This window comes from Scandinavium sp. UTDF21-P1B, from assembly GCF_040750395.1.
Classification (GTDB): Bacteria; Pseudomonadota; Gammaproteobacteria; order Enterobacterales; family Enterobacteriaceae; genus Scandinavium.
Genome location: NZ_JBFLVD010000012.1, coordinates 205,537 through 229,618 on the forward strand (window position 1 = coordinate 205,537; position 24,082 = coordinate 229,618).

General features: G+C 56.1%; 22 protein-coding genes. 6 read left to right on the forward strand and 16 right to left on the reverse strand.

Annotated features, from left to right (window positions below; genetic code table 11):
- Positions 1-119: 119 nt before the first annotated feature.
- A complete protein-coding gene (gene alr, locus AB1287_RS09360) occupies positions 120-1,202 on the reverse strand; it encodes an alanine racemase (protein WP_435617605.1) in 1,083 nt (360 codons plus the stop codon).
- 206 nt (positions 1,203-1,408) lie between these two features.
- Positions 1,409-2,824 (reverse strand): replicative DNA helicase, encoded by a 1,416-nt coding sequence (gene dnaB / locus AB1287_RS09365; protein WP_312627554.1) that lies wholly within the window; start codon positions 2,822-2,824, stop codon positions 1,409-1,411.
- Between the two features lie 75 nt (positions 2,825-2,899).
- Here dnaB and AB1287_RS09370 point away from each other — a divergent pair, with 75 nt between their 5' ends.
- A complete protein-coding gene (locus tag AB1287_RS09370; protein WP_312627552.1) occupies positions 2,900-3,883 on the forward strand; it encodes a quinone oxidoreductase in 984 nt (327 codons plus the stop codon).
- Positions 3,884-4,041: 158 nt separating this feature from the next.
- On the opposite strand, the gene pspG is transcribed toward AB1287_RS09370, so the two are convergent.
- From pspG to AB1287_RS09390, 4 genes are all read right to left on the reverse strand, one after another.
- Positions 4,042-4,284: an envelope stress response protein PspG gene (gene pspG / locus AB1287_RS09375; protein ID WP_312627550.1), complete on the reverse strand. Its 243-nt coding sequence runs from the start codon at positions 4,282-4,284 to the stop codon at positions 4,042-4,044.
- Between the two features lie 138 nt (positions 4,285-4,422).
- Positions 4,423-5,421, reverse strand: a complete 999-nt coding sequence (dusA, locus tag AB1287_RS09380) for a tRNA dihydrouridine(20/20a) synthase DusA (RefSeq protein ID WP_435617606.1) — start codon at positions 5,419-5,421, stop codon at positions 4,423-4,425.
- A 142-nt stretch (positions 5,422-5,563) separates the two neighbouring features.
- On the reverse strand, positions 5,564-6,874 hold the full coding sequence (gene traF, locus AB1287_RS09385) for a conjugal transfer protein TraF (protein ID WP_435617607.1): 1,311 nt from the start codon (positions 6,872-6,874) through the stop codon (positions 5,564-5,566).
- Between the two features lie 177 nt (positions 6,875-7,051).
- Positions 7,052-7,540: a cupin domain-containing protein gene (locus tag AB1287_RS09390; protein ID WP_435617608.1), complete on the reverse strand. Its 489-nt coding sequence runs from the start codon at positions 7,538-7,540 to the stop codon at positions 7,052-7,054.
- A 112-nt stretch (positions 7,541-7,652) separates the two neighbouring features.
- On the opposite strand from AB1287_RS09390, the gene zur reads away from it, so the two are divergent.
- Positions 7,653-8,174, forward strand: a complete 522-nt coding sequence (zur, locus tag AB1287_RS09395; protein ID WP_312627543.1) for a zinc uptake transcriptional repressor Zur — start codon at positions 7,653-7,655, stop codon at positions 8,172-8,174.
- A 74-nt stretch (positions 8,175-8,248) separates the two neighbouring features.
- Here zur and AB1287_RS09400 read toward each other — a convergent pair whose 3' ends face one another.
- The 4 genes from AB1287_RS09400 to AB1287_RS09415 all read right to left on the reverse strand — a co-directional run bounded on the left by AB1287_RS09400 (position 8,249) and on the right by AB1287_RS09415 (position 11,096).
- A complete protein-coding gene (locus AB1287_RS09400) occupies positions 8,249-8,458 on the reverse strand; it encodes a CsbD family protein (protein ID WP_312627541.1) in 210 nt (69 codons plus the stop codon).
- A gap of 146 nt (positions 8,459-8,604) precedes the next feature.
- Positions 8,605-9,924, reverse strand: a complete 1,320-nt coding sequence (dinF, locus tag AB1287_RS09405; RefSeq protein ID WP_435617609.1) for an MATE family efflux transporter DinF — start codon at positions 9,922-9,924, stop codon at positions 8,605-8,607.
- 85 nt (positions 9,925-10,009) lie between these two features.
- Complete coding sequence (gene lexA / locus AB1287_RS09410; protein WP_312627537.1) at positions 10,010-10,618, reverse strand: transcriptional repressor LexA; 609 nt, start codon at positions 10,616-10,618, stop codon at positions 10,010-10,012.
- Positions 10,619-10,727: 109 nt separating this feature from the next.
- Entirely contained in the window at positions 10,728-11,096 is a 369-nt protein-coding gene (locus AB1287_RS09415) for a diacylglycerol kinase (protein WP_312627535.1), read from the reverse strand.
- 129 nt (positions 11,097-11,225) lie between these two features.
- On the opposite strand from AB1287_RS09415, the gene plsB reads away from it, so the two are divergent.
- Positions 11,226-13,643: a glycerol-3-phosphate 1-O-acyltransferase PlsB gene (gene plsB / locus AB1287_RS09420; protein ID WP_435617610.1), complete on the forward strand. Its 2,418-nt coding sequence runs from the start codon at positions 11,226-11,228 to the stop codon at positions 13,641-13,643.
- Between the two features lie 91 nt (positions 13,644-13,734).
- Here plsB and uilS read toward each other — a convergent pair whose 3' ends face one another.
- The 6 genes from uilS to malK form a co-directional block, all read right to left on the reverse strand.
- Positions 13,735-14,595, reverse strand: coding sequence for a UilS family quorum-quenching N-acyl-homoserine lactonase (uilS, locus tag AB1287_RS09425; protein WP_435617611.1), 861 nt, complete (start codon positions 14,593-14,595; stop codon positions 13,735-13,737).
- 168 nt (positions 14,596-14,763) lie between these two features.
- A complete protein-coding gene (gene ubiA, locus AB1287_RS09430) occupies positions 14,764-15,633 on the reverse strand; it encodes a 4-hydroxybenzoate octaprenyltransferase (protein ID WP_312627632.1) in 870 nt (289 codons plus the stop codon).
- A gap of 13 nt (positions 15,634-15,646) precedes the next feature.
- The gene (gene ubiC / locus AB1287_RS09435) at positions 15,647-16,144 is read right to left on the reverse strand and encodes a chorismate lyase (RefSeq protein ID WP_312627530.1); all 498 of its coding nucleotides are present in this window, start codon (positions 16,142-16,144) and stop codon (positions 15,647-15,649) included.
- Between the two features lie 269 nt (positions 16,145-16,413).
- Positions 16,414-17,352 (reverse strand): maltose operon protein MalM, encoded by a 939-nt coding sequence (malM, locus tag AB1287_RS09440; protein WP_435617612.1) that lies wholly within the window; start codon positions 17,350-17,352, stop codon positions 16,414-16,416.
- 101 nt (positions 17,353-17,453) lie between these two features.
- Positions 17,454-18,764 carry a maltoporin gene (locus AB1287_RS09445; protein ID WP_312627630.1) on the reverse strand — a complete coding sequence of 437 codons (1,311 nt, stop codon included), beginning with the start codon at positions 18,762-18,764 and terminating at the stop codon, positions 17,454-17,456.
- Positions 18,765-18,817: 53 nt separating this feature from the next.
- On the reverse strand, positions 18,818-19,927 hold the full coding sequence (malK, locus tag AB1287_RS09450) for a maltose/maltodextrin ABC transporter ATP-binding protein MalK (protein WP_312627526.1): 1,110 nt from the start codon (positions 19,925-19,927) through the stop codon (positions 18,818-18,820).
- Between the two features lie 371 nt (positions 19,928-20,298).
- On the opposite strand from malK, the gene malE reads away from it, so the two are divergent.
- The 3 genes from malE (at position 20,299) to malG (ending at position 24,066) form a co-directional block, all read left to right on the forward strand.
- Positions 20,299-21,489: a maltose/maltodextrin ABC transporter substrate-binding protein MalE gene (malE, locus tag AB1287_RS09455; protein ID WP_312627525.1), complete on the forward strand. Its 1,191-nt coding sequence runs from the start codon at positions 20,299-20,301 to the stop codon at positions 21,487-21,489.
- 128 nt (positions 21,490-21,617) lie between these two features.
- Positions 21,618-23,162 carry a maltose ABC transporter permease MalF gene (gene malF, locus AB1287_RS09460; RefSeq protein WP_435617613.1) on the forward strand — a complete coding sequence of 515 codons (1,545 nt, stop codon included), beginning with the start codon at positions 21,618-21,620 and terminating at the stop codon, positions 23,160-23,162.
- A gap of 13 nt (positions 23,163-23,175) precedes the next feature.
- Entirely contained in the window at positions 23,176-24,066 is an 891-nt protein-coding gene (malG, locus tag AB1287_RS09465; RefSeq protein WP_312627520.1) for a maltose ABC transporter permease MalG, read from the forward strand.
- The last annotated feature ends 16 nt before the right edge of the window (positions 24,067-24,082 follow it).

The following is a 24,082-nucleotide window of genomic DNA, read 5'->3' on the forward strand; positions in this document are numbered from 1 at the left end:
CGGATGGAGGGGAAGATCGAGAGGATGTTGGGATCGAAGACTTGCGATGACAGATGGCGGCCTGTTAAGTCAGTAAACCTCGTAGGCCCGGTCAGCAGAGCGTCACCGGGCACGAAAGGCTATTCGTCGAGATACTTCATCGCCACCCTTGACGTCAGTCGCGTGATAAGTTCGTAAGCACTCACTTTTGTTATTTCGGCAATGCGCTCCACCGGCAGACCATCGCCCCAAAGAATAACCGGATCGCCGGCCTTTTCCTGGGCTTCCGGTCCTAAATCCACGCAGATCATATCCATCGCCACGCGGCCGACCATCGGCACTTCCCGGCCGTTTACCAGCACTGGCGTGCCAGACGGTGCTGCACGCGGGTAACCGTCGCCGTAGCCCATCGCCACCACGCCAAGGCACGTGTCCCGCTCGCTTGTCCAGGTACCGCCGTAGCCCACGGGCTCACCTGCTTTATGATCGCGTACAGCGATCAGGCTTGAGGTCAGCGACATCACCGGCCTGAAGCCAAAATCCGTGCCCCATGGTTTTCCTTCAAGTGGCGATACGCCATACAGAATAATGCCAGGGCGCACCCAGTCAAAATGAGACTGCGGGAACAGCAAGATACCGCCAGAGGCGGCGATAGAACGCTGGCCCGGCTTGCCTTCGGTGAAGGTGTTGAAGATATCCAGCTGCCGCTCGGTCGCACCGCATTCCGGTTCGTCTGCACGTGCGAAGTGGCTGACCACGTTTACCGGCTGGCGCACGTTTTTGCACTGGCACAGGCGCTGATAAAAGGCATTCGCCTCTTCCGGGCGCACACCCAGGCGGTGCATACCCGTATCGAGCTTCATCCAGACGGTCACTGGTTCAGGTAACGTGGCCTGCTCCAGCGCTTCGAGCTGCTCAAGGTTGTGGATGGCGGTTTGCATCCCCTGCACGGAAATAACCGGCAAATCTTCGGCGTTGAAGAACCCTTCCAGCAGGAGAATCGGCTGAACGATACCGCCAGCCCGCAGGTGCAGCGCCTCTTCCAGGCGAGCGACGCCGAAGGCATCGGCATCGGGGAGCGTTCGCGCGGTCTCAAGAAGACCGTGTCCGTAGGCGTTCGCTTTCACCACCGCAACCAGTTTACTGGCGGGAGCCAGTTCACGCAGACGTTGCAGGTTGTGTCGCAGAGCGCGGCGGTTAACCACTACAGTTGCCGCTTGCATTTGAATTCCTTGAAAAATATTTGCTTTGATGACCGGACTCAGATGACTGACAGCCCGTTACTCCATTTTGCCGGATGGCGGCATGAATGCCTTATCCGGCCTACAAAACTCTTCAATTTCAGATAATCGCCCGAATCTCGTAGGCCTGATAAGCGAAGCGCCATCAGGCAATGGGGCTTTGCCCTCAGTATTCTGATAAGCGGTCGTTATTCGTCGTCGTACTGCGGACCCGCGTAATTATCAAAGCGGGACCATTGCCCGTTAAAGGTCAGGCGCACCGTACCGATTGGGCCGTTACGCTGTTTACCAATGATGATTTCGGCGATCCCTTTCAGGTCGCTGTTTTCGTGATACACCTCATCACGATAGATAAACATGATTAAGTCGGCGTCCTGCTCGATAGAGCCGGATTCACGCAGGTCGGAGTTGACCGGGCGTTTATCCGCACGCTGTTCCAGGGAGCGGTTAAGCTGCGACAGCGCCACCACCGGCACCTGAAGCTCTTTCGCTAACGCTTTGAGCGAGCGAGAAATTTCTGCGATCTCAAGCGTACGATTGTCCGACAGAGACGGCACGCGCATCAGCTGGAGGTAGTCAATCATGATAAGCCCGATGCCGCCGTGTTCACGGGCAATACGGCGCGCGCGGGAGCGCACTTCCGTAGGCGTCAGGCCGGAAGAATCATCGATATAGATATTGCGTTTTTCCAGCAGAATGCCCATCGTGCCGGAAATGCGCGCCCAGTCTTCATCATCAAGCTGGCCGGTACGAATACGGGTCTGATCGACGCGCGACAGCGACGCGAGAGAACGCATCATAATCTGCTCGGAGGGCATCTCGAGACTGAAGATAAGTACCGGCTTATCCTGCAACATCGCTGCATTTTCGACGAGGTTCATCGCAAATGTCGTTTTACCCATCGACGGACGTGCCGCAACAATAATCAAATCCGACGGCTGTAACCCGGCGGTCTTTTTATTGAGATCGTCGTAGCCGGTGTTTACGCCCGTCACGCCATCGTGCGGCTGCTGGAAAAGCTGTTCGATACGCGCAACGGTGGCATCAAGCACATCGGCGATATTTTTTGGGCCTTCGTCTTTATTGGCGCGGCTTTCGGCAATTTTGAAGACGCGCGATTCGGCTAAATCCAGCAGATCTTCACTGGTGCGGCCCTGCGGGTCAAAACCGGCTTCGGCGATTTCATTCGCTACTGAGATCATCTCACGGACAACGGCACGTTCGCGTACGATATCAGCATAAGCGCTGATGTTCGCCGCACTTGGCGTATTTTTTGATAATTCCGCCAGATAGGCAAAGCCGCCGACGCTGTCCAGCTGCCCTTCCCGCTCCAGCGATTCCGCAAGCGTGATAAGGTCAATCGGGCTGCCCGTTTCCTGCAGGCGCGCCATCTCGGTAAAGATGTGGCGGTGTGGACGGGTATAGAAATCTTCCGAGACGACGCGTTCGGCGACATCGTCCCAGCGCTCGTTATCCAGCATCAAACCACCCAACACCGACTGCTCCGCTTCAATCGAGTGCGGCGGCACTTTCAGCCCGGCAACGATGGGATCGCGCTCGCGTGGCTCAGTCTGCTGTTTGTTGAAGGGTTTATTTCCTGCCATAGTGAATGGAGTTACCGGTTAAAGAGTGGGCCGTAAGATTATCATATCTGAGGCTCCTTCACATCTGGAGGAAAAATGGCAACGCGAATTGAATTTCACCAGCACGGTGGGCCTGAGGTCCTGGCCGCCGTGGACTTTACCCCGGCGGATCCGAAGGAAAACGAGGTCCAGGTCGAGAACAAAGCCATCGGCATTAACTACATCGATACCTATATTCGCAGCGGACTGTATCCACCGCCGTCCCTGCCGAGTGGTCTGGGTACGGAAGCGGCGGGCGTGGTCAGCAAAGTCGGCAGCGGCGTGAAGCACATTAAAGCAGGCGACCGCGTGGTGTATGCCCAGTCTGCTCTCGGCGCCTACAGCACCGTGCACAACGTTCCTGCTGATAAGGCCGCCATTCTTCCTGCCGCCATTTCTTACGAGCAGGCCGCGGCCTCATTCCTGAAAGGGCTGACGGTATTTTATCTGCTGCGCAAAACCCATGAAATCAAGCCCAATGAGCCATTCCTGTTCCACGCTGCCGCCGGGGGCGTGGGCCTGATTGCCTGCCAGTGGGCAAAAGCGCTGGGCGCGCAGCTAATTGGCACCGTCGGTTCAGCGCAGAAAGCACAACGTGCATTGCAGGCCGGCGCCTGGCAGGTGATTAACTACCGCGAAGAAAATCTGGTTGAGCGCGTGAAGGAGATCACTCATGGCAAAAAACTGCGCGTGGTTTATGACTCCGTAGGCAAGGACACCTGGGAATCCTCACTCGACTGTCTGCAACGCCGGGGCCTGATGATTAGCTTTGGCAACTCTTCCGGCGCGGTGACGGGCGTCAATCTGGGTATTTTGAACCAGAAAGGTTCGCTGTATGTGACCCGCCCTTCGCTTCAGGGCTACATCACTACCCGCGAAGAGCTGGAGGAGGCAAGTAACGAGCTGTTCTCGCTTATCGCCAGCGGCGTGATCAAAGTGGACGTGGCAGAAAGCCAGAAGTTTGCCCTGAGCGATGCGCGAAAAGCGCATGAGACGCTGGAGAGCCGGGCGACGGAAGGATCGAGCCTGCTGATCCCTTAATCGCAGATATAAGTAGGGCTTCCCGAAGGAAGCCCTTTTTTTCTCGTTAGCCGTATGTAGGGTACAGCACGATGAATTCGTTATCGCGCTAAGCATGACAGAATAATGATGGTGTGCCTAAGTGACTTTTCTCAGGTTGTGATACACCCCTCAATCCGTCAATAACGCCAGCGGTCATCCCGACGGTACTGTGGTATTTTTGGCGCTTTCACCGCCCGGATGATCCATACCACGGCAACGGCCAGCAGCAGCCATGGCAGGAGTTTGATCATCAATGCCAACAGGCCGCCAAAAAACATCACAATAGTTGCCACCACAATCGCCGCCAGAATGCCCAGCACCGACACACCGGTGACCAGCAGCATAACGAAGAATCCGATGATAAAGAGCAGTTCAAACATGGCTTTTCCCCTTAAAAATAACCCACTGCTCTTGTCTGTACAAAAATCATGCCAAAGCGTAATCCATTGAATAAAAACGAAAACGCCCCGCAGCGGTATGCGAGGCGTGGTCAACCTGACTAACTTTTAGCGTATTTATTAGCGCTTGTTCGCCACTAACTGCAGCGCCTGCTCCAGCACGTCAATGTTTGCGCCCGCTTTGTGCGCATTTTCGCTCAGATAGCGACGCCACTGGCGCGCACCGGGAATACCCTGGAAAAGACCGAGCATATGGCGAGTCACGTGCCCAAGATAAGTACCTGCGCTCAGTTCGCGTTCAATGTACGGATACATAGCGCGCACCACGTCTACCGGATCGGGGTCAACAGCGTCAACGCCAAAAATTTCACGATCCACTGACGCCAGAATGCCAGGGTTCTGGTACGCCTCGCGCCCCACCATCACGCCATCCATATGCTCCAAATGCGCTTTGGCTTCTTCCAGCGACTTAATGCCGCCATTGATGGACATTGTCAGATGAGGAAAATCACGCCTGAGCTGATAGACGCGCGGGTAATCCAGCGGCGGTATTTCGCGGTTCTCTTTCGGGCTCAGGCCGGAAAGCCAGGCTTTACGCGCGTGGATGATAAACATCTCACACTCGCCGTTACCAGAAACGGTATTGATGAAGTCGCAGAGAAATTCGTAGCTGTCCTGGTCATCGATACCGATGCGGGTTTTCACGGTTACCGGAATCGAGACCACATCACGCATCGCTTTGACGCAGTCCGCTACCAGCTGCGCATTGCCCATCAGGCATGCGCCAAACATCCCGTTCTGTACACGATCGGACGGACAACCGACGTTGAGGTTGATTTCGTCATAGCCACGCTCTTCTGCCAGCTTCGCGCAGTGGGCCAGCGCTGCCGGATCGCTGCCGCCAAGCTGTAATGCCAGCGGATGTTCGTCTTCGCTGTATGCCAGATAATCGCCTTTACCGTGAATAATGGCCCCGGTTGTTACCATTTCCGTGTACAGCAGCGTGTGGCGCGACAGCAGGCGCAGGAAATAACGACAATGCCTGTCCGTCCAGTCGAGCATCGGTGCGATGGAGAAGCGGTGTGCAGGATAAGCGGTGGATTGTGTTTCTGGCAGCATGGCGAAATTATGAGCGTTTTTGAGAAAAGGGCGGCTACTATAGCACAAAGAAGGTTCGGAGGAATTGCCCGGCAGCGCTTAGCTTACCGGGCCAACAAAGACAGCCAGGCCGGATCAGGCAAGGCCACAGCCGGACAAACGTCTAAAACGTCAGACCCAGCTGGACACCTGCACCCCAGGTTTGATCTTCGCCGTAAAGCCCCATCAGATCGACGTGAACGGTGTTCATCGGCGCAAAGCCGACGCCTGCGGTGAAGACGTTGCTGTCATTGCCTTTCACGTCGGCACGGTAGCCTGCACGTACCGCCAGCCAGCTGAGCGGTGTCACTTCGGCCCCAACGCCAACATACTGCGAATCATCTTCGCTCTTAAAGCCCTTAGTTTCAGTCAAATCACCATCGGCGCTCAGAGTGAGCAGATCGGTATGCCACGCGACACCCGCCGTCACTAACGGGCGAATCTGATAAGTGTCTTTGTAGTTGGTGGTGACGCCTGTTGTGCCATTGGTGATACGCACATCTTTGGTATCAATATCGCGCGACATCAGATTCTGCCCGCTCAGTCCCACCGTCCAGTTTTCACCGAAATCCGCCGCAATACCAGCATCAACGTTAAAGCCGGTATCGTCGGTTCGGTATTTGTCCTTTTTCCAGTCGTCGCTGTGGTAGTTATCGATTGAAGTCGTGTAGTTATAGAGCCAGGTTTGCTGCAGTTTTGGCGTGACGCCGAGCGAAACCGGTACGCTGCCGATATCAAACTTTCGGGCAATCGCTACGCCGTAATCTGAAACGATGGCGGCTCTTCCTGAAGCGGTCGAATTAAGGTTTTTCTTCAGCTGATCGCTGCCGTTAATCAGAGCCTCGGCGGCCTGACCTGCGGCAAACGCATCTGAGTTCTGAATATTGTGCAGGTAGTCGATATCACTCTGATCGATATTGGAGCTGACGCGAGCATGCGCATAGGCTTTAGTGACGAAGGCCAGCGAAACGGCGGATGTCGGTACGCTGACCGCAATCCCTGCTCCCGCATTTGCCCGAGCGGTTTTGCCGCGCAGATCTTCAAGCTGTCCGGCCAAATCGCCCGCTGCGCCCTGGAACTGGTTTAACGTACCGGCGGGATCCTGCAGGATCCCCGACGGGGTCAGGCTATCAATCACATCTTCGTAATGATCGATATCGTTGCTGATATCATCAATCCGATCGCGCAGGTTGTCTTTGTCGGTAATCTGAGCGCCTACGGATGGAATTACGACGGAGACATCATCATCCGGTTTTGATTTTGCCAGCAGCGCGGGGTTAATCAGCACCGCGCTGCCGTAATTGGCCGATGCTACGCCGGTTCCCCCCATCGCATCGTTTCTTGCCTCTGACCAGGTATTGGCGGCCACCGCCTGATTTGCCATAAAAAGTGAAACTGCCGCAGACACCACCGAATATTTAAATATTTTATTCACAGTATTCTCGTTATTTGCAGATGAAGTTTTTTCCGTTCCAGTTATGCGCTGAAAAGGGCCGAGCTATTGCTGTGAATAACGATGTAAAAGGCGCCTTATTGGCCGATTTAAGTTAAGAGGAGCACCGTTATCGGGGTTGGAATAGGTGGAGCCCCTCACTATTTATAGAAGAGAATGCTATTTCCGCGAGGGCCTGCCGTTGTGAGGGCCGAAAAACTGCGGTGGATGATCAACCCAGCGGTCCTGCCGCGTGGCGGCATACTCCTGATTTAATGGGTAGTAAATACGGTTATGCTTCTTATTCGCCTCCCCCACCACAATCAGATTTACCTCATCCTCACTGTTATTAATGAACGTGTGACAAACGCCGGTTCCGGCGGGAAAACCGACGCAGTCGCCCGGCTCTAATTGCCACAAATAGCCGTTAATCCACGCCTGCGGGCGGCCCTCAATCACATAAATAAATTCTTCTTCATCGCTTTCAGCATGGGGATAAGATGTACGTCTGCCCGGCGGAATACGTTCATGGTGAATACCGATATGCCTTAATCCCAGCTTTCGGGCAAGCGGTGCGCCAATGGAAAAGCGTTCATCGCTATCGGGATAGGTCGAATTATCCGGCTCTTCAAGTTCACGCCAGTGACGAATACAGTCTGGTCTTTTCATAAGGGTTCCTCAGAGGGTTATGCGTCAGGTATAGCATACCCGGCAGGATATCGGCGTTTCGGTCATAACATGATAAAGTAGGCGTTTACTTTACACCCGACCCGAGGCGCCTATGGATAAGATCACTCCACAAGACATGCTCGTACAGGCCGAAAGGCTGTGCGCACAACGTGGCGTTCGTCTGACCCCTCAACGCCTCGAAGTTTTACGCCTGATGACCCTGCAACAGGGCGCAATCAGCGCATACGATCTGCTGGACTTACTGAAAGTCAGTGAACCGCAGGCAAAACCGCCTACCGTCTATCGGGCGCTGGAATTCCTGCTTGAGCAAGGCTTTGTGCACAAGGTGGAGTCGACCAACAGCTACGTACTGTGCCATTTGTTTGATAATCCATCACACTCTTCTGCAATGTTCATTTGCGATCGCTGTGGCGTGGTGAAAGAAGAAGCGGCTGACGGGGTCGAGGATATTATGCATACGCTGGCAGCAAAGATGGGATTTGCGCTGCGCCATAACGTGATTGAAGCGCATGGGCTGTGCTCTGACTGCGTAGAAGTAGAAGCCTGCCGCAAGCAGGACTGCTGCGGTCATGACCATACCATTCAGATTAAAAGAAAGCCGGGCCAGAAGTAAGGCCCAAAAAGCGCGGGCGGCCTTAAGCCGCCCTGAGGGTTGTACTTCCGTATACGCACGGGTAGTGCTGTCGATTACCAGCGGTAATCGTTACGGGTTTCCCAGTCTTTGACCTCTTTCTCGGCCTGATCTTTCTGGTAGCCGTAGCGTTCCTGAATTTTCCCGACCAGCTGGTCGCGCTTCCCTTCAACAACTTGCCAGTCGTCGTCGGTCAGTTTACCCCATTGCTCTTTCATTTTACCTTTGAACTGTTTCCAGTTACCGCCGATTTCGTCTTTATTCATGATCCTTTCCTCATCGTTCGGTGGTGCAGGGTGAAGTAACATCGTCCGTAATGCCTGTTTCTGCTGGACGTGAGATTCAGTATAGGTAAGGATTTCGCCCTTCTGGAATTATTCAGAATCTTTAACCATCAGGCGAAACGAAATCACTACGAAAACCAGGTACCGTGTTGCCAGTGACGCCGCCATATCCACGCCAGTGACAGACCGCGCAATCCGAGGAATACCGCCAGCGCCAGCCACAGTCCGTGGTTACCCAAAACGGGCACGGTCAGCAGCGTCAGGGCAAATCCGGCTGCCGCCACCGCCATACTGTTACGCATTTCCGCCCCGCGCGTGGCGCCGATAAACATGCCGTCCAGCAGATAACACCACACGCCAATCACCGGCAAAATCACCTGCCAGATAACATAGCGATCGGCCAGATCGCGCAGGGCGGAAATAGAGGTCAGCATAGCAACGATATGCTCGCCCAGGACGGCGTAAATCAGCGCAAAGGCCAGCGCCACCAGCCCGGATTGTCGACAGGCCGCACGCCAGACGTGCAGCAGCTGGCTGCCATCTCTTGCACCATATGCCTGCCCGGAATGCGCCTCTACCGCATACGCAAAGCCATCCAGCGCGTAGGCGGTAAACGTCAGCATAGTCATCAGGACGGCATTAACCGCCACGATATCGCTGCCCAGCCGCGCCCCGAATACCGTTAACCCACCAAAGCAGAGCTGTAGCAGCAGCGAGCGCAGCATGATGTCGCGATTCAGCGCCAGCAGGCGGCGAATGTTGCCGCGCCAGGCGTCTTTTAGCAGTGCCAGTGAGATCCCACGCAAATGCAGTACGCGCCGCACCATCAGCAGGCCAATGAAGAACGTAGCATATTCGGCGCACACCGTTGCCAGCGCCGCGCCCTGCACGTTCATGTGCAGCCCCATCACCAGCCACAGGTCGAGCACAATATTCAGCGCGTTGCCGACGACCAGCAAAATCACCGGCGCACGCGCATACTGAACGCCGAGCAGCCAGCCCAGCAGCACCAGGTTTGCCAGTGAGGCGGGCGCACTCAGCCAGCGGATAGACAGGAAGCGTCGGGCCTGTTCGAGTACCGCATCGCTACCGCCGACAATGTGCAGCGCCAGATCGATAAGCGGAGTACGAAGCAATACGATAGCGAGCCCGGCCCCGAGAGCCAGCAGCAGCGGCTGCACCAGCGCGCGCGCCAGACGAACGGGGTCTTTCGCGCCATAGGCCTGAGCCGTCAGGCCAGTGGTACTCATACGCAGGAACAGCAGCAGCATGAACAGGAAGCTGGTCGCCATGGAGCCGACCGCTACGCCGCCGAGGTAAACGGGGCTGTCGAGATGGCCGATCACCGCCGTGTCCACCAGCCCAAGCAGCGGTACGGTGATATTGGAGAAAATCATCGGCAGCGCAAGGCGCCACAATGCTTTGTCGGCAGCGGTGAAGAACGACATGAGAAACCTGTGCAAATAAGTTCAGAAACAGAAGCGGCGCCAGAGTAGCGCCGCTTAGAAGAAGATTAGCAGGCCCGCAGGAAGGTTACAGCCACTCGCCGTTACGGATCACGCCAACGGCCAGCCCCTCGATGGAGAAGTTCTGTTCGCGCAGATTCACCACAATCGGGGAGAACTCGCTGTTTTCAGGCAGGAGTTCAACAGTGCTGCCCTGCTTTTTCAGACGCTTCACCGTCACTTCATCGTCGATGCGCGCCACAACCACCTGGCCGTTACGCACATCCTGGGTTTTATGCACCGCCAGCAGGTCGCCATCCAGAATGCCGATATCGCGCATGGACATGCCGCTGACGCGCAGGAGGAAATCGGCGCTTGGTTTGAACATGGACGGATCGACCTGGTAATGCCCTTCGATATGCTGCTGTGCCAGCAGCGGCTCGCCTGCCGCCACGCGCCCGATCAGCGGGATGCCCGATTCTTCTTCAACAAGCAAACGAATTCCGCGAGATGCGCCGGAGACAATCTCGATCACGCCTTTACGCGCCAGCGCTTTCAGATGCTCTTCAGCCGCGTTAGGGGACTTGAACCCCAGGCGCTGCGCGATTTCCGCACGCGTCGGTGGCATGCCCGTCTGGCTGATGTGATCCCGAATGAGATCGAACACCTCTTGCTGCCTGGTCGTTAACGCTTTCATTCCGCCCCCTGGGTGTATATACAGTTATGCTGTGAGTATATACAGTTGATGGCGATTTTGGAACCGCTAAACGCACAAAAAACCAGACATTTGCCTCATTCTGCGGGCGTTATCGGAAATGTGACCACAGCAGCGTTGCCCAGGTGATAACCGCAATAAAAATAGCCAGCAGTACGGCGGCGGATCCCATGTCTTTTGCCCGACCGGACAGCTCGTGACGTTCGGTGCCGATACGGTCCACGACCGCTTCAATCGCACTGTTTAAAATTTCCACTATCATCACCAGAAGGACAGAGCCAATCAGCAAAACGCGGGTGATGGCATCCACATCCAGCCAGCAGGCGAGAATGACCGCGATGATGGCGACGCTGCCTTCCTGACGGAACGCAGCTTCGTTTTGCCACGCGGCACGGAATCCTTTCCAGGAGTAGCCTGCTGCTTTGACGATTCGGGTGAGCCCGGTGGTATCATTAGCCATCAAAAGAACCTTTTACATTATTTAGCGTCAATGTCACTGCGCGCCGGGCGTAGCAGAACAGATATTCTGTGCACTTTCTGTTATCCTTGCGGCGCATTTGCATGATTAACCAGAGGCTTTACATCGTTTATGTCTGGCTGGCCACGAATTTACTATAAATTACTGAATTTACCATTAAGCGTACTGGTAAAAAGTAAGTCCATTCCGGCAGAACCTGCTCAGGAACTGGGACTCGATACTTCGCGCCCTATTATGTACGTTCTGCCGTATAACTCGAAGGCAGATCTGTTGACCTTACGCGCCCAGTGTCTGGCGCACGATCTCCCGGATCCGCTGGAGCCGCTGGAAATCGACGGTACCGTGCTGCCGCGCTACGTGTTCATTCACGGCGGGCCGCGCGCGTTCACCTATTACACGCCAAAAGAAGAATCCATCAAGCTGTTCCACAACTATCTGGATCTGCATCGCAGCAATCCGGACCTCGACGTGCAGATGGTGCCCGTATCGGTGATGTTTGGCCGCTCTCCGGGCCGCGAAAAAGGCGACACCAACCCACCGCTGCGCATGATGAACGGCTTCCAGAAGTTCTTCGCGGTGACATGGCTTGGTCGCGACAGCTTCGTGCGCTTCTCCCCTTCCGTATCGCTGCGCCGCATGGCTACTGAACACGGCACCGATAAAATTATCGCGCAGAAACTGGCTCGCGTAGCGCGTACCCACTTTGCACGTCAGCGCCTTGCCGCCGTAGGCCCGCGTCTGCCTGCACGTCAGGATCTGTTCAACAAGCTGCTGGCATCCAAAGCGATTGCCCGCGCCGTGGAAGATGAAGCGCGCAGTAAGAAAATCTCCCATGAGAAAGCGCAGCAGAACGCCATCGCGCTGATGGAAGAGATTGCGGCGAACTTCTCCTATGAAATGATTCGTCTGACGGACCGCGTGCTCGGCTTCACCTGGAACCGGCTGTATCAGGGGATTAACGTTCATAATGCCGAGCGCGTGCGCCAGCTCGCGCACGACGGCCATGAAATCGTCTATGTGCCCTGCCATCGCAGCCATATGGACTACCTGCAGCTCTCCTACGTGCTCTATCACCAGGGGCTGGTGCCGCCGCACATCGCCGCAGGCATTAACCTGAACTTCTGGCCCGCCGGGCCGATTTTCCGTCGCCTGGGCGCGTTCTTTATTCGCCGCACCTTTAAGGGCAACAAGCTCTATTCCACCGTGTTCCGCGAATACCTCGGCGAGCTGTTCAGCCGCGGCTACTCTGTAGAATACTTTGTGGAAGGCGGTCGTTCCCGCACGGGCCGCCTGCTCGATCCGAAAACCGGCACCCTGTCGATGACCATTCAGGCAATGCTGCGCGGCGGCACACGCCCAATCACGCTGGTGCCAATTTACATCGGCTATGAGCACGTGATGGAAGTGGGCACCTACGCCAAAGAGCTGCGCGGTGCGACAAAAGAGAAAGAGAGCCTGCCGCAGATGCTGAAAGGCCTGAGCAAGCTGCGCAATCTCGGTCAGGGCTACGTCAACTTCGGCGAACCTCTGCCGCTGATGACCTACCTCAACCAGCACGTACCAGAGTGGCGTGAGTCTATCGACCCTATCGAGGCCATTCGCCCGGCCTGGCTGACGCCGACGGTAAACAACATCGCCGAAGACCTGATGGTCCGCATTAACAACGCAGGCGCGGCGAACGCCATGAACCTGTGCTGTACTGCGCTGCTGGCCTCACGTCAGCGCTCCCTGACGCGTGAACAGCTGACCGAACAGCTCGAATGCTACCTGCAGCTGATGCGCAACGTGCCGTATTCCCCGGATTCCACGGTGCCCGCGGTCACCGCCAGCGCATTGATCGATCATGCGCTGCAGATGAACAAGTTCGAAGTCGAGAAAGACACCATCGGCGACATCATCATTCTGCCGCGCGAGCAGGCAGTGCTGATGACCTACTATCGCAACAACATCACGCACATGCTGATGATCCCGTCGCTGCTGGCGGCGATTGTCACCCAGCATCGCAACATCTCACGTGAAGCGATGGTGCAGTACGTTGAAGCGCTGTATCCGATGCTGAAAGCCGAGCTGTTCCTGCGCTGGGAGAAAGCCGAGCTGGCGGGCGTGATTGATCTGCTGCTGGCGGAGATGCAGCGTCAGGAACTGGTGACGGTTGAGAACGATCAGGTGCGCGTGAACCCATCGCACTCCCGTACGCTACAGCTGCTGGCGGCCGGTGCGCGTGAAACGCTGCAGCGCTATGCCATCACCTTCTGGCTGCTGAGCGCTAACCCGTCCATCAACCGAAGCACGCTGGAAAAAGAGAGCCGCACAATGGCACAGCGCCTGTCGGTTCTGCACGGCATTAACGCACCGGAGTTCTTCGACAAAGCCGTGTTCAGCACCCTGGTGCTGACGTTGCGCGACGAAGGCTACATCAGCGACACCGGCGATGCCGAACCTGCTGAAACAATGAAAATCTACCAGATGCTGGCAGAGCTCATCACTTCAGACGTGCGTCTGACGATTGAGAGCGCATCGCAGGATTAACGTCGCATAAGCAACGCGGAAAAAGTGGAAAGTAAACTGCACCCCAAAGGCTAGTTATCCGGCGGATTAAGGTGCAGTTTTTTATGCCCGATTAAAGGTGCTGGCGGAACCAGGAGAGCTGAACACCGATAACCTGATCGAAGTTCTGACCGCTATACATGTCGTAATGGCGGGCATCCGCCTGCTCATGCAGCTTTTTCTCGACGGCACCTGTGGCTTCGAACAGCGCGCGTCCCTGCTCCGGTGGATTGACGGTATCTTTGCCTGCAGTCACCACCAGCGTCGGGCAGGTCGTGCGAGCTGCGTACTGCGCAGGCTTATAGTTAAGCGTTTCACGCACGGTCAGGAAAGGAATTTTGATATCCATTGCCGGGAAGCGCGCTTTATTCTCTTCAAAGAAAGCCTTCGACTCGTCATCGCCCAACACCCGGGTTACGCCGACAAACATCTCTTTTCCGGTTGCCTGCTGTTTATCCGCCATTTTTTGCAGCGTTGCCACAAAACCCACCTTCTCATCCGGGCTCATTTTGCCGGTGACAATCTGTTCGCCATCAGCGAAAGCCAGCTGGCTGACGACGCAGCGAATGGCACTGTCCGCCGCCGCCGCCGCAAACACATGGCAACCGCCGAACGATGTTCCCCACAGCCCTACGCGCTGTGGATCAAGCCCCGGCTGCTGACGAGCCCAGCCAATCACGGTGTGAATATCCTCAATCTGCATCGCTGGCACGAGTCGGCCACGCTCGCCTTCGCTCGCCCCAAAACCGCGATAGTCAAAGGTGATAGTGGCAAACCCGGCATCGGTAAAGGCCTGAGCAAAAGGAGGTAAAAGAATCTCCTGAATACCACAAAAGCCGTGACAGAGAATAATCACCGGTGCGTTGCCGGCGGCCTCTGGTTTGCGCAGGGTCAGCGCAATACCGTTTTCCAGATTAAATGTTGTCGTTTCCATTGCTGTCATTCCCCTACAAAAGAAGTGAATATGCAGAACCTCTTTGTCTGACTCAAGATAAAACAGCGCATTACGTTAAATCACATCTGTTTTTTGTAACGACGGCAGCATTTTGGCCATAAAAAAACGGCGACCTGATGGCCGCCGTTTGATAACGAATCCGTTGAATTAAACCAGGTAACTCATCGCCAGGCCGATAAACAGCACCAGTCCAACGTAGTTATTGTTCATAAACGCTTTAAAACAGGCGTTACGTTCGCGGTCTTTAATCAGCTTCTGCTGGTAAATAAACAGCGCTCCGGCGATGAAAAGCGACCAGTAAAATTCCCAGTGCAGCCCGCTGAGCCAGCCGACCACAGCCATTAACGCCAGCGTCATCACCTGCAAAATGCCGATGATCAGCTTGTCGTTTTTGCCAAACAGGATAGCGGTAGACTTCACGCCGATTTTTAAATCATCGTCCCGGTCGACCATCGCATATTGCGTATCATAGGCCACGGCCCAGCAGATATTGGCGATGAACATCAGCCAGCAGCTGAGCGGCAGCGTTTCGCTTACCGCAGCATAGGCCATTGGAATCGACCAGCCGAACGCCGCACCAAGCACCACCTGCGGCAAATGGGTGTAGCGCTTCATAAACGGGTAAACCCACGCCAGCGCAAGCCCGACGAAGGACAGCAAAATCGTCATCGTATTGAGCGTCAGCACCAAAAGGAACGACACCAGCACCAGCACGGTGAAGACAATGCGTGCCTCTTTTTCGCTGACGTCGCCGCTTGGCAGCGGGCGGTGGGCCGTACGCTTAACGTGACCGTCAAATTTGCGGTCGGCATAGTCATTTACGACGCAGCCCGCGGCGCGCATCGACCAGACGCCCGCCACAAACACCACCAGGATCCAAAGCGGCGGCACGCCAGGCGTTGCCACCCACAGCGCCCACAGCGTCGGCCACAGCAGCAGAAGTGCGCCGATCGGCTTGTCGGTTCGCATCAGGCGGTGATAGGCCAGCAGCTTATTTTGCGTCAGACTCCTCTCCATCATTCTCTTCCTCTCAGTACAGCGGCGACGCGGGCAGAAACAGCTCGGTTAACAGCAGCGGTTTACCGCTCAGGCGAAGGCGGGATCGACGTCCCCACAGATCTGCGTCTTTACCGATCTCAATAAAATCACGGGTTAAGGTAGATGAGGTAAACAGATAGCGCCCCAGCGGCGTGGTGCCAAGCTGCTGAAGCTGAAGCTCCGGCCCGCTGAGCGTGGATTCAGGGACCACCGTGCGTCCGGCAAGCCAGGGTTCGCCGTCGGCGCACAGCAAAATTTCACGCAGCCAGTAGCGCGACTCTTTCGGCAACAGGGCCAGCTCTTCGGCAACCTCATCCTGGCCGACAAAATCCTCACGGATAAGCGTCACGGTGACGCGCTTACCCTGCTGCTCAAAGCGTTTGGTCATGGAATCTTCCAGCAGCAGCCAGTCACGCAGCGCGGCGTCGAGTTCCGGAAGGGGGGTGTAATAGCGTAGCGCGCGCAGCTGCGCCAGCGCAGGGTGTGACATGCCAGACTCTCCGATACAAAACTTATCGGCATTGTATCCCAGAACGGCGCTCACGACAGGAAGAAACGCGAATATACGATCTTCCGCGCAACAGCGATGCAACATCGGCGGCGGCAGAATACCTGTCCTCCGGTACGGCCGCAGGATAATTATTCAAACGCATGATGACTGACATCACTTCTGTGCAGGATGCCGCAGCAGAAAAAACGGTGCATCCGTAAGGATGCACCGAAAGGCCTGAGCCTGAACATCAGCACTGCGGGGAATGCTTACCCCTTGCCTTTGACACTGCTGATAAAGGTTGAACGCGCGGATGTCGAGCCGAGGCGCTCGGCTTCGTTCAGCAATTTGAGGGCCTTATCGATGTTACCTTCCTTCACTGCCTGCTTAATGCCGCGGTTAAAGTAGCTTTCCGTGTCATTGAGCATAGGTTCGCTTTTCGCCGCAGGGGCCGCAGCCACAGCAGCAGTTTGCGCTGGTGCGGCATAGGTCGCCGCAGGTGCAGGCGTATTGCCCACCACCACCGGTTTCGGATCCGGTGCGCCGAAGATCTTACCAATCATGATATTGCCGCTGTTCTGCTCGGTTTTCACCTTGACCGTCAGCGTTCCCTGGCCTGCGTGACGGGCAACCGGATCGGCCACGTCAGGAATCGCATTGTTAGCGCCTTCGGCATACAGCTTAGCCGGGTTGATCATGTGCGTGGTTTCGGCCAGATCGCGCGTTGTGGTGTAGACCAGCATATAGATCTGCTTCTGCCCCATCATCGGCGTCAGCTTCATCACGTTTTCCAGCCGGTTTCCGGAGGCGATCCCCGGTTTCTGATACTGGAAGTAGCTGCTTGGGAAGAAGGCCGCGGGCTGCATCTGCTCATCGAGGATCAGCACGTTGGGGGCGTAAACGCTTAAATCTTTAACCATGCTGGTGAGCGTGATCTCCAGCGATCCCTGGTCAGCGGGCAGAACAACTGCCGCCACGCCGCCGGAGATATTACCGATATTCAGGCTGGGCGCCGATGCGTCCAGCACGATGTCCTGGTTTACCGGCGGCATCAGCGTCTGCCATGGTAAACCCTGTAATTTTTCCGCCGGGATGGCCGGGGCGGTGGAAATATTCTGCGGATTCACCGGCGTGGCGGCAAATGACGCGGGCAGTACGCTAAGGCTGAGCACCGGAAACAGGCACAGCGCAAGAAGATGTTTTTTCATTATTTTATCCTCGAAGTACGAAATCCGTCTCCTCCAGGCAATAAGGAGACGGACCAATTATCAACACTGGCGGGCGCTAAGCGCCCGCGCTGTCGGCTGGCTTACCACCAGGCTTCCATCTGAATACCGAAGGAGAACTCGTCGTCGTTACCGCGGCTGAAGGTATGCGCGCTGGTATCGCTGAAGGCAATGCCTGAAGCGGTACCCGGAACATAGTTATCGCCGTTGGAGTCGGTGGAGTAACCCCATTTCTCATCCCACTTGGCGTAGGTCGCGAATACGCGGATTGCCGGACGAGACCAGATGCTGTTGCCCGCCTGCCACTGCTGGGCAAGGGTAATTTTGTACTGGTTGTTGGTGTCGTCGGTACGCTGAGATTTCACGTTGTCGTAGCCCACTTCCAGCAGGGTGCTCATGATCGGCGTCCACTTGTACATTGGGCGTACGCCGACGGTCCACCACTTGGTACCGTTGTTGTCATCACGATCGACGTTCTGGTACATACCTACGTACATCAGGCCCCAGCTATCGTTGAAGTCGATAGCACCGTGGTCGATCACGCGCAGCATGTGGCCGTCGTTGTTCTGGTCAGTATTCGGACGACCGGTGGTACGGGTCATCGCGTCGGTCGCATACTGAAGAACGAATTTGTTCATGCTGGTGCCAAGGAAGGTCTGGGTGTGCTCAATGGTACCCATCCAGCCATCTTTGGTGGCATTGTCATTCACCGCGTGGTAGCCGTCGGTTTCATTGGAGCTGCCGTAGTCGAAGCCGACTTCCAGCGAACCGCCCGGGTTCACTTCCATCTGACCTAAACGCACATCAAAGATATCGTTGGACAGCGCTTTGGTACGGGTCTGGCCGTTGATGAAGCTCTCGGAACCGCCGGCTTCGCTGTTACGGGTTGCCGCCAGAGAGAGCTTGCCGAAGCCCAGATCGATATCTTCGATACCGCCGCCAGGGCCGGAAACGTCCCAGTAGTAGAAGTCGATCATATGAACGTCATGACGTTTGTAGTAACGCTTACCGGCCCAGATGTTGGCGCCCGGCAGCGAATCAAACAGGTTTTTACCCACGACGTTAAACTGACGTACACGTGGCCCACCGTTGGTGTCTTCGTCATCGTTCAACTGGTCGGTGGCGTAGCCGATCATGGAGTCAACGTAGAAGCTTTTATCGCCTTCTTTCCAGGCTTCCTGACCTAATTCGATTTCGGCATAGGTTTCACATTCGTTACCGAGACGATATTTGGAATCGGCCCCGGTTGCCTTAAAGCATTGTTGTTCGCCGCCGCTACCGGTCCAGCCGATACCCGAACGGGCGTAACCTTTAAAGTCGACAGCGCCCGCGTGTGCAGACAGGATGCCTGCCGTCACGGCGATCGCCACGGGAAGTTTGCGCAGAGTAATCATCATTCTATCTCCTGAGACCATTGCTTTTCTTTTGTTATGGGATGTTATGGGATTTAAACGCCAGGTTCTTTGTGCAGCCGACGACACGCGGAGCCATCCTCACGGAATAAATGGCAGCGCTCTGGCGGCAAACCGATAGCGAATGTGGCTCCCTCTTCTACCAACACCACGTCAGTCTGGCGGTAAACCAGGTTCTGACGGATGGCGGGGATCTGGATATGAATTTGCGTTTCGTGACCGAGTTGCTCCACGACCTGAACGACGCCTTCAAGGGTGACATCAGCGATGTCGCTTGGCAGAAGATGCTCAGGACGAATACCTAATGACATGTTGGCGCCGGGCTGCACGCCGGTACTTTCCACCGGCAGCCAGATTTGCTGACGGTTAGGCAGTTCCACCTGCACCTGCTCGATGGCAGTGGCGGTGACCTTCACCGGCAGGAAGTTCATCTTCGGCGAGCCAATAAAGCCCGCCACGAATCGGTCTGCCGGATAGTGATAGAGCTCCAGTGGTTTGCCGATCTGCGCCACGCGGCCGGCATCCAGCACCACGATTTTGTCGGCGAGCGTCATCGCCTCCACCTGATCGTGGGTAACGTAAATCATCGTGCGGCCCAGACGCTTGTGCAGACGGGAAATCTCAATACGCATCTGCACGCGCAGCGCGGCGTCGAGGTTCGAGAGCGGTTCATCGAGCAGGAACACGCGCGGCTCCGCTACCAGCGTACGGCCAATCGCCACGCGCTGACGCTGGCCGCCGGAAAGCGCTTTCGGCTTACGCTCCAGCAGGTGCGCCAGCTGCAATACTTCAGCGACCTGGGTTACGCGCTGGTTGATAAGCGCTTTCTTCGCGCCCGCGAGCTTGAGGCCAAAAGACATATTTTCTGCAACGGAAAGATGGGGATACAGCGCGTATGACTGAAACACCATGCCAATGCCGCGTTCAGCGGGCGGCGTGTCGTTCATGCGTTTTTCACCAATCAGCAGCTCTCCGCTGGTGATGGTTTCCAGCCCGGCAATCATTCTCAGCAGCGTAGATTTTCCGCAGCCCGATGGCCCGACAAACACCACGAACTCTCCCTCGTGGATGTCGAGATTGATGTCTTTCGACACCACCATATCGCCCCAGGCTTTGGTTACATTTCGCAGCTGAACGCTCGCCATCCCCTTCTCCCTTCGTTACAACCTGTCACTGACGGAAACACTCAAGATGGGCGGACTATGCGCGATCGATAACTTTCGTGAATCCTCCACCCCCAAGGTTTTTTATGGGGGAGGAGACGGGAGGATGAGGAGGGCTGGTCTGCCCTCGCATTTGGCGCGACCTGGCAAAAATCGTGATGAACCTGGCAAAAAGCGGTGTCATTTTGTGTGCGCCAGGACTCATAACGTAAATTTATGTAACACAGATCACACAAACCGGGGGTGGGGCGTAGGGGCGGGGAGGATGGAAAGGGGTTGCTAAGAAAGGAAACTCATCGACGTCAAAGCCACCAGGCGTATCCACGAGCACATCACCAAACAGGACGGGATATATGAAAATCAAAACTGGCGCTCGCATCCTCGCGCTGTCTGCATTGACCACGATGATGTTTTCCGCCTCTGCCCTCGCGAAAATCGAAGAGGGCAAGCTGGTTATCTGGATCAATGGCGATAAAGGCTATAACGGCCTCGCGGAAGTCGGGAAGAAGTTCGAGAAAGACACCGGCATCAAAGTGACCGTTGAGCACCCGGACAAGCTGGAAGAGAAGTACCCGCAGGTTGCGGCGACCGGTGACGGCCCGGACATCATCTTCTGGGCGCATGACCGCTTCGGTGGCTACGCACAGTCCGGCCTGCTGGCTGAAGTCACCCCAGACAAAGCGTTCCAGGACAAGCTCTATCCGTTCACCTGGGATGCGGTACGCTACAACGGTAAGCTGATTGCCTACCCCATCGCGGTAGAAGCGCTGTCGCTCATCTATAACAAAGACCTGGTGCCGAACCCGCCAAAAACCTGGGAAGAGATTCCTGCACTGGATAAAGAGCTGAAGGCGAAAGGCAAATCGGCGCTGATGTTCAACCTGCAGGAGCCGTACTTCACATGGCCGCTGATTGCCGCCGACGGCGGATACGCGTTCAAGTTTGAGAACGGCAAGTACGACGTAAAAGATGTGGGCGTGGACAACGCAGGCGCGAAAGCGGGCCTGAATTTCCTGGTTGACCTCATCAAGAACAAACACATGAACGCGGACACCGACTACTCCATCGCGGAAGCAGCCTTCAACAAGGGCGAAACGGCGATGACCATCAACGGTCCGTGGGCGTGGGCGAACATCGATAAGAGCAAAATCAACTACGGCGTAACGCTGCTGCCAACCTTCAAAGGCAAAGCCTCTAAGCCGTTCGTGGGCGTGCTGAGCGCGGGCATCAACGCCGCCAGCCCGAACAAAGAGCTGGCAAAAGAGTTCCTCGAAAACTACCTGCTGACCAACGACGGCCTGGCAGAAGTGAACAAAGATAAGCCGCTGGGTGCCGTGGCGCTGAAAACGTATCAGGAACAGCTGGAAAAAGATCCGCGCATCGCTGCCACCATGGCGAACGCAAAAACTGGCGAAATCATGCCTAACATCCCGCAGATGGCTGCCTTCTGGTACGCCACCCGCACCGCAGTCATTAACGCCGCCAGCGGCCGTCAGACCGTGGACGCTGCGCTGAAGGACGCTCAGGGTCGTATCACTAAGTAAGGCCGTAGTAGATGTGCCGGATGGCGGCACAAATACCTTATCCGGCCTACGCACTCCGTAGGCCTGATAAGCGCAGCACCATCAGGCACTGATGTGGCAAGTTTGCACTGTTGTCGAGGAAGATCCCCATGGATGTCGTTAAAAAAAGTCACTGGTGGCAAAGCGAAACGCTGAAGTGGTCCGTGATTGGGCTGCTGGGCCTGCTGGTGGGCTATCTTATTGTTTTAATGTACACCCAGGGGGAGTACCTGTTCGCCATCATGACGCTGATTTTGAGCGCCGTTGGCCTCTATATTTTCGCTAACCGCAAGGCATACGCCTGGCGTTACGTCTACCCGGGCATGGCCGGGATGGGCCTGTTTGTTCTGTTCCCGCTGATTTGCACCATCGCTATCGCCTTTACCAACTACAGCAGTACTAACCAACTGACCCAGGAACGCGCGCAGCAGGTGCTGATGGACCGCTCTTATCAGGCGGGTAAAGCCTACAATTTTGGCCTGTACCCGGCGGGCGATGAGTGGAAGCTGGCGCTGACCGACGGCGAGAGCGGTAAAAATTACGTCTCCGACGCCTTTAAACTCGGCGGCGAGCAAAAAATTGCGCTGAAAGAAGCAGATGCCTTGCCGGAAGGTGAACGCGGCAACCTGCGCATCATCACCCAAAATCGCCAGGCGCTGAATCAGCTGACCGCGATCCTGCCCGATGAAAGTAAAGTCATCATGAGTTCCCTGCGCCAGTTCTCCGGCACGCGCCCGCTCTACACCGAGGGGAAAGATGGCGAACTGACCAATAACCAGAGCGGCGTGAAGTATCGCCCGAACAATCAAATCGGTTTCTATCAGTCGGTGAACGCCGATGGCAACTGGGGCGACGAAAAGCTGAGCCCGGGTTATACCGTCAGCATTGGCTGGGATAACTTCACTCGCGTATTTACTGACGAAGGGATCCAGAAGCCGTTCTTCGCCATTTTCGTCTGGACGGTGGTGTTCTCGGTCCTGACCGTGCTGCTGACCGTCGCCGTGGGCATGGTGCTGGCGTGCGTCGTGCAGTGGGAATCGCTGAAGGGTAAAGCTATTTACCGCGTGCTGCTGATTCTGCCGTATGCCGTGCCGTCGTTTATCTCGATTCTGATTTTCAAAGGCCTGTTTAACCAGAGCTTCGGCGAAATCAACATGATGCTGAGCGCGCTGTTTGGCATCAAACCCGCCTGGTTCAGCGATCCGACTACCGCGCGTTCGATGATTATTATCGTCAACACCTGGCTCGGTTATCCCTACATGATGATCCTGTGCATGGGCCTGCTGAAAGCGATTCCGGACGATCTGTACGAGGCCTCGGCGATGGACGGCGCAGGCCCGTTCCAGAACTTCTTTAAAATCACGCTGCCGCTGCTGATTAAGCCACTGACGCCGCTGATGATCGCAAGCTTCGCTTTTAACTTTAATAACTTCGTGCTGATTCAGCTGTTAACCAACGGCGGCCCGGACCGTCTCGGCACGACCACGCCGGCGGGCTACACCGACCTGCTGGTGAGCTACACCTACCGTATCGCCTTTGAAGGCGGCGGCGGCCAGGATTTCGGACTGGCAGCGGCCATCGCAACGCTCATCTTCCTGTTGGTCGGGGCACTGGCGATTATTAACCTCAAAGCTACGCGCATGAAATTCGATTAAGGGAGCAGTCGACATGGCTATGGTTCAACCAAAATCTCAAAAAATGCGCCTGTTTATCACGCACCTGCTGCTGCTGATTTTTATCGCCGCGATCATGTTCCCGCTGCTGATGGTGGTCGCCATCTCGCTGCGCGAAGGCAACTTCGCCACCGGCAGCCTGATCCCGGATCAAATCTCCTGGGAACACTGGAAGCTGGCGCTCGGCTTTAGCGTCGAGCACGCCGACGGGCGCGTCACGCCGCCGCCGTTCCCGGTCCTGCTGTGGCTGTGGAACTCGGTCAAAATCGCGGGCATCACCGCGGTCGGGATTGTGGCGCTCTCCACCACCTGCGCCTATGCCTTCGCCCGCATGAAGTTCCCGGGCAAAGCGACGCTGCTGAAAGGCATGCTGATTTTCCAGATGTTCCCGGCGGTGCTGTCGCTGGTGGCGCTGTACGCGTTGTTTGACCGCCTGGGTCAGTACATTCCGTTTATTGGGCTCAACACACACGGCGGCGTAATCTTCGCCTATATGGGCGGTATTGCGCTGCACGTGTGGACGATCAAGGGCTATTTCGAAACCATCGACGGCTCGCTTGAAGAGGCCGCCGCGCTGGACGGAGCCACGCCGTGGCAGGCCTTCCGTCTGGTGCTGCTGCCGCTGTCGGTGCCGATTTTAGCCGTCGTGTTTATTCTGTCGTTTATCGCCGCCATCACCGAAGTCCCTGTCGCCTCGCTGCTGCTGCGTGACGTAAACAGCTACACCCTGGCGGTCGGGATGCAGCAATATCTCAACCCGCAAAACTACCTGTGGGGCGACTTTGCCGCCGCGGCGGTGCTCTCCGCCATTCCCATCACCGCCGTGTTCCTGCTGGCCCAGCGCTGGCTAGTTAACGGCCTGACCGCAGGCGGAGTAAAAGGTTAAGTTTCATCGTTATACC

Bases quoted from the DNA above. Each gene is read 5' to 3' on its own strand.
- alr (WP_435617605.1), bottom strand. From the start codon at position 1,202: ATGCAAGCGGCAACTGTAGTGGTTAACCGCCGCGCTCTGCGACACAAC.
- dnaB (WP_312627554.1), bottom strand. From the start codon at position 2,824: ATGGCAGGAAATAAACCCTTCAACAAACAGCAGACTGAGCCACGCGAG.
- AB1287_RS09370 (WP_312627552.1), top strand. From the start codon at position 2,900: ATGGCAACGCGAATTGAATTTCACCAGCACGGTGGGCCTGAGGTCCTG.
- pspG (WP_312627550.1), bottom strand. From the start codon at position 4,284: ATGTTTGAACTGCTCTTTATCATCGGATTCTTCGTTATGCTGCTGGTC.
- dusA (WP_435617606.1), bottom strand. From the start codon at position 5,421: ATGCTGCCAGAAACACAATCCACCGCTTATCCTGCACACCGCTTCTCC.
- AB1287_RS09390 (WP_435617608.1), bottom strand. From the start codon at position 7,540: ATGAAAAGACCAGACTGTATTCGTCACTGGCGTGAACTTGAAGAGCCG.
- zur (WP_312627543.1), top strand. From the start codon at position 7,653: ATGGATAAGATCACTCCACAAGACATGCTCGTACAGGCCGAAAGGCTG.
- AB1287_RS09400 (WP_312627541.1), bottom strand. From the start codon at position 8,458: ATGAATAAAGACGAAATCGGCGGTAACTGGAAACAGTTCAAAGGTAAA.
- dinF (WP_435617609.1), bottom strand. From the start codon at position 9,924: ATGTCGTTCTTCACCGCTGCCGACAAAGCATTGTGGCGCCTTGCGCTG.
- lexA (WP_312627537.1), bottom strand. From the start codon at position 10,618: ATGAAAGCGTTAACGACCAGGCAGCAAGAGGTGTTCGATCTCATTCGG.
- AB1287_RS09415 (WP_312627535.1), bottom strand. From the start codon at position 11,096: ATGGCTAATGATACCACCGGGCTCACCCGAATCGTCAAAGCAGCAGGC.
- plsB (WP_435617610.1), top strand. From the start codon at position 11,226: ATGTCTGGCTGGCCACGAATTTACTATAAATTACTGAATTTACCATTA.
- uilS (WP_435617611.1), bottom strand. From the start codon at position 14,595: ATGGAAACGACAACATTTAATCTGGAAAACGGTATTGCGCTGACCCTG.
- ubiA (WP_312627632.1), bottom strand. From the start codon at position 15,633: ATGGAGAGGAGTCTGACGCAAAATAAGCTGCTGGCCTATCACCGCCTG.
- ubiC (WP_312627530.1), bottom strand. From the start codon at position 16,144: ATGTCACACCCTGCGCTGGCGCAGCTGCGCGCGCTACGCTATTACACC.
- malM (WP_435617612.1), bottom strand. From the start codon at position 17,352: ATGAAAAAACATCTTCTTGCGCTGTGCCTGTTTCCGGTGCTCAGCCTT.
- AB1287_RS09445 (WP_312627630.1), bottom strand. From the start codon at position 18,764: ATGATTACTCTGCGCAAACTTCCCGTGGCGATCGCCGTGACGGCAGGC.
- malK (WP_312627526.1), bottom strand. From the start codon at position 19,927: ATGGCGAGCGTTCAGCTGCGAAATGTAACCAAAGCCTGGGGCGATATG.
- malE (WP_312627525.1), top strand. From the start codon at position 20,299: ATGAAAATCAAAACTGGCGCTCGCATCCTCGCGCTGTCTGCATTGACC.
- malF (WP_435617613.1), top strand. From the start codon at position 21,618: ATGGATGTCGTTAAAAAAAGTCACTGGTGGCAAAGCGAAACGCTGAAG.
- malG (WP_312627520.1), top strand. From the start codon at position 23,176: ATGGCTATGGTTCAACCAAAATCTCAAAAAATGCGCCTGTTTATCACG.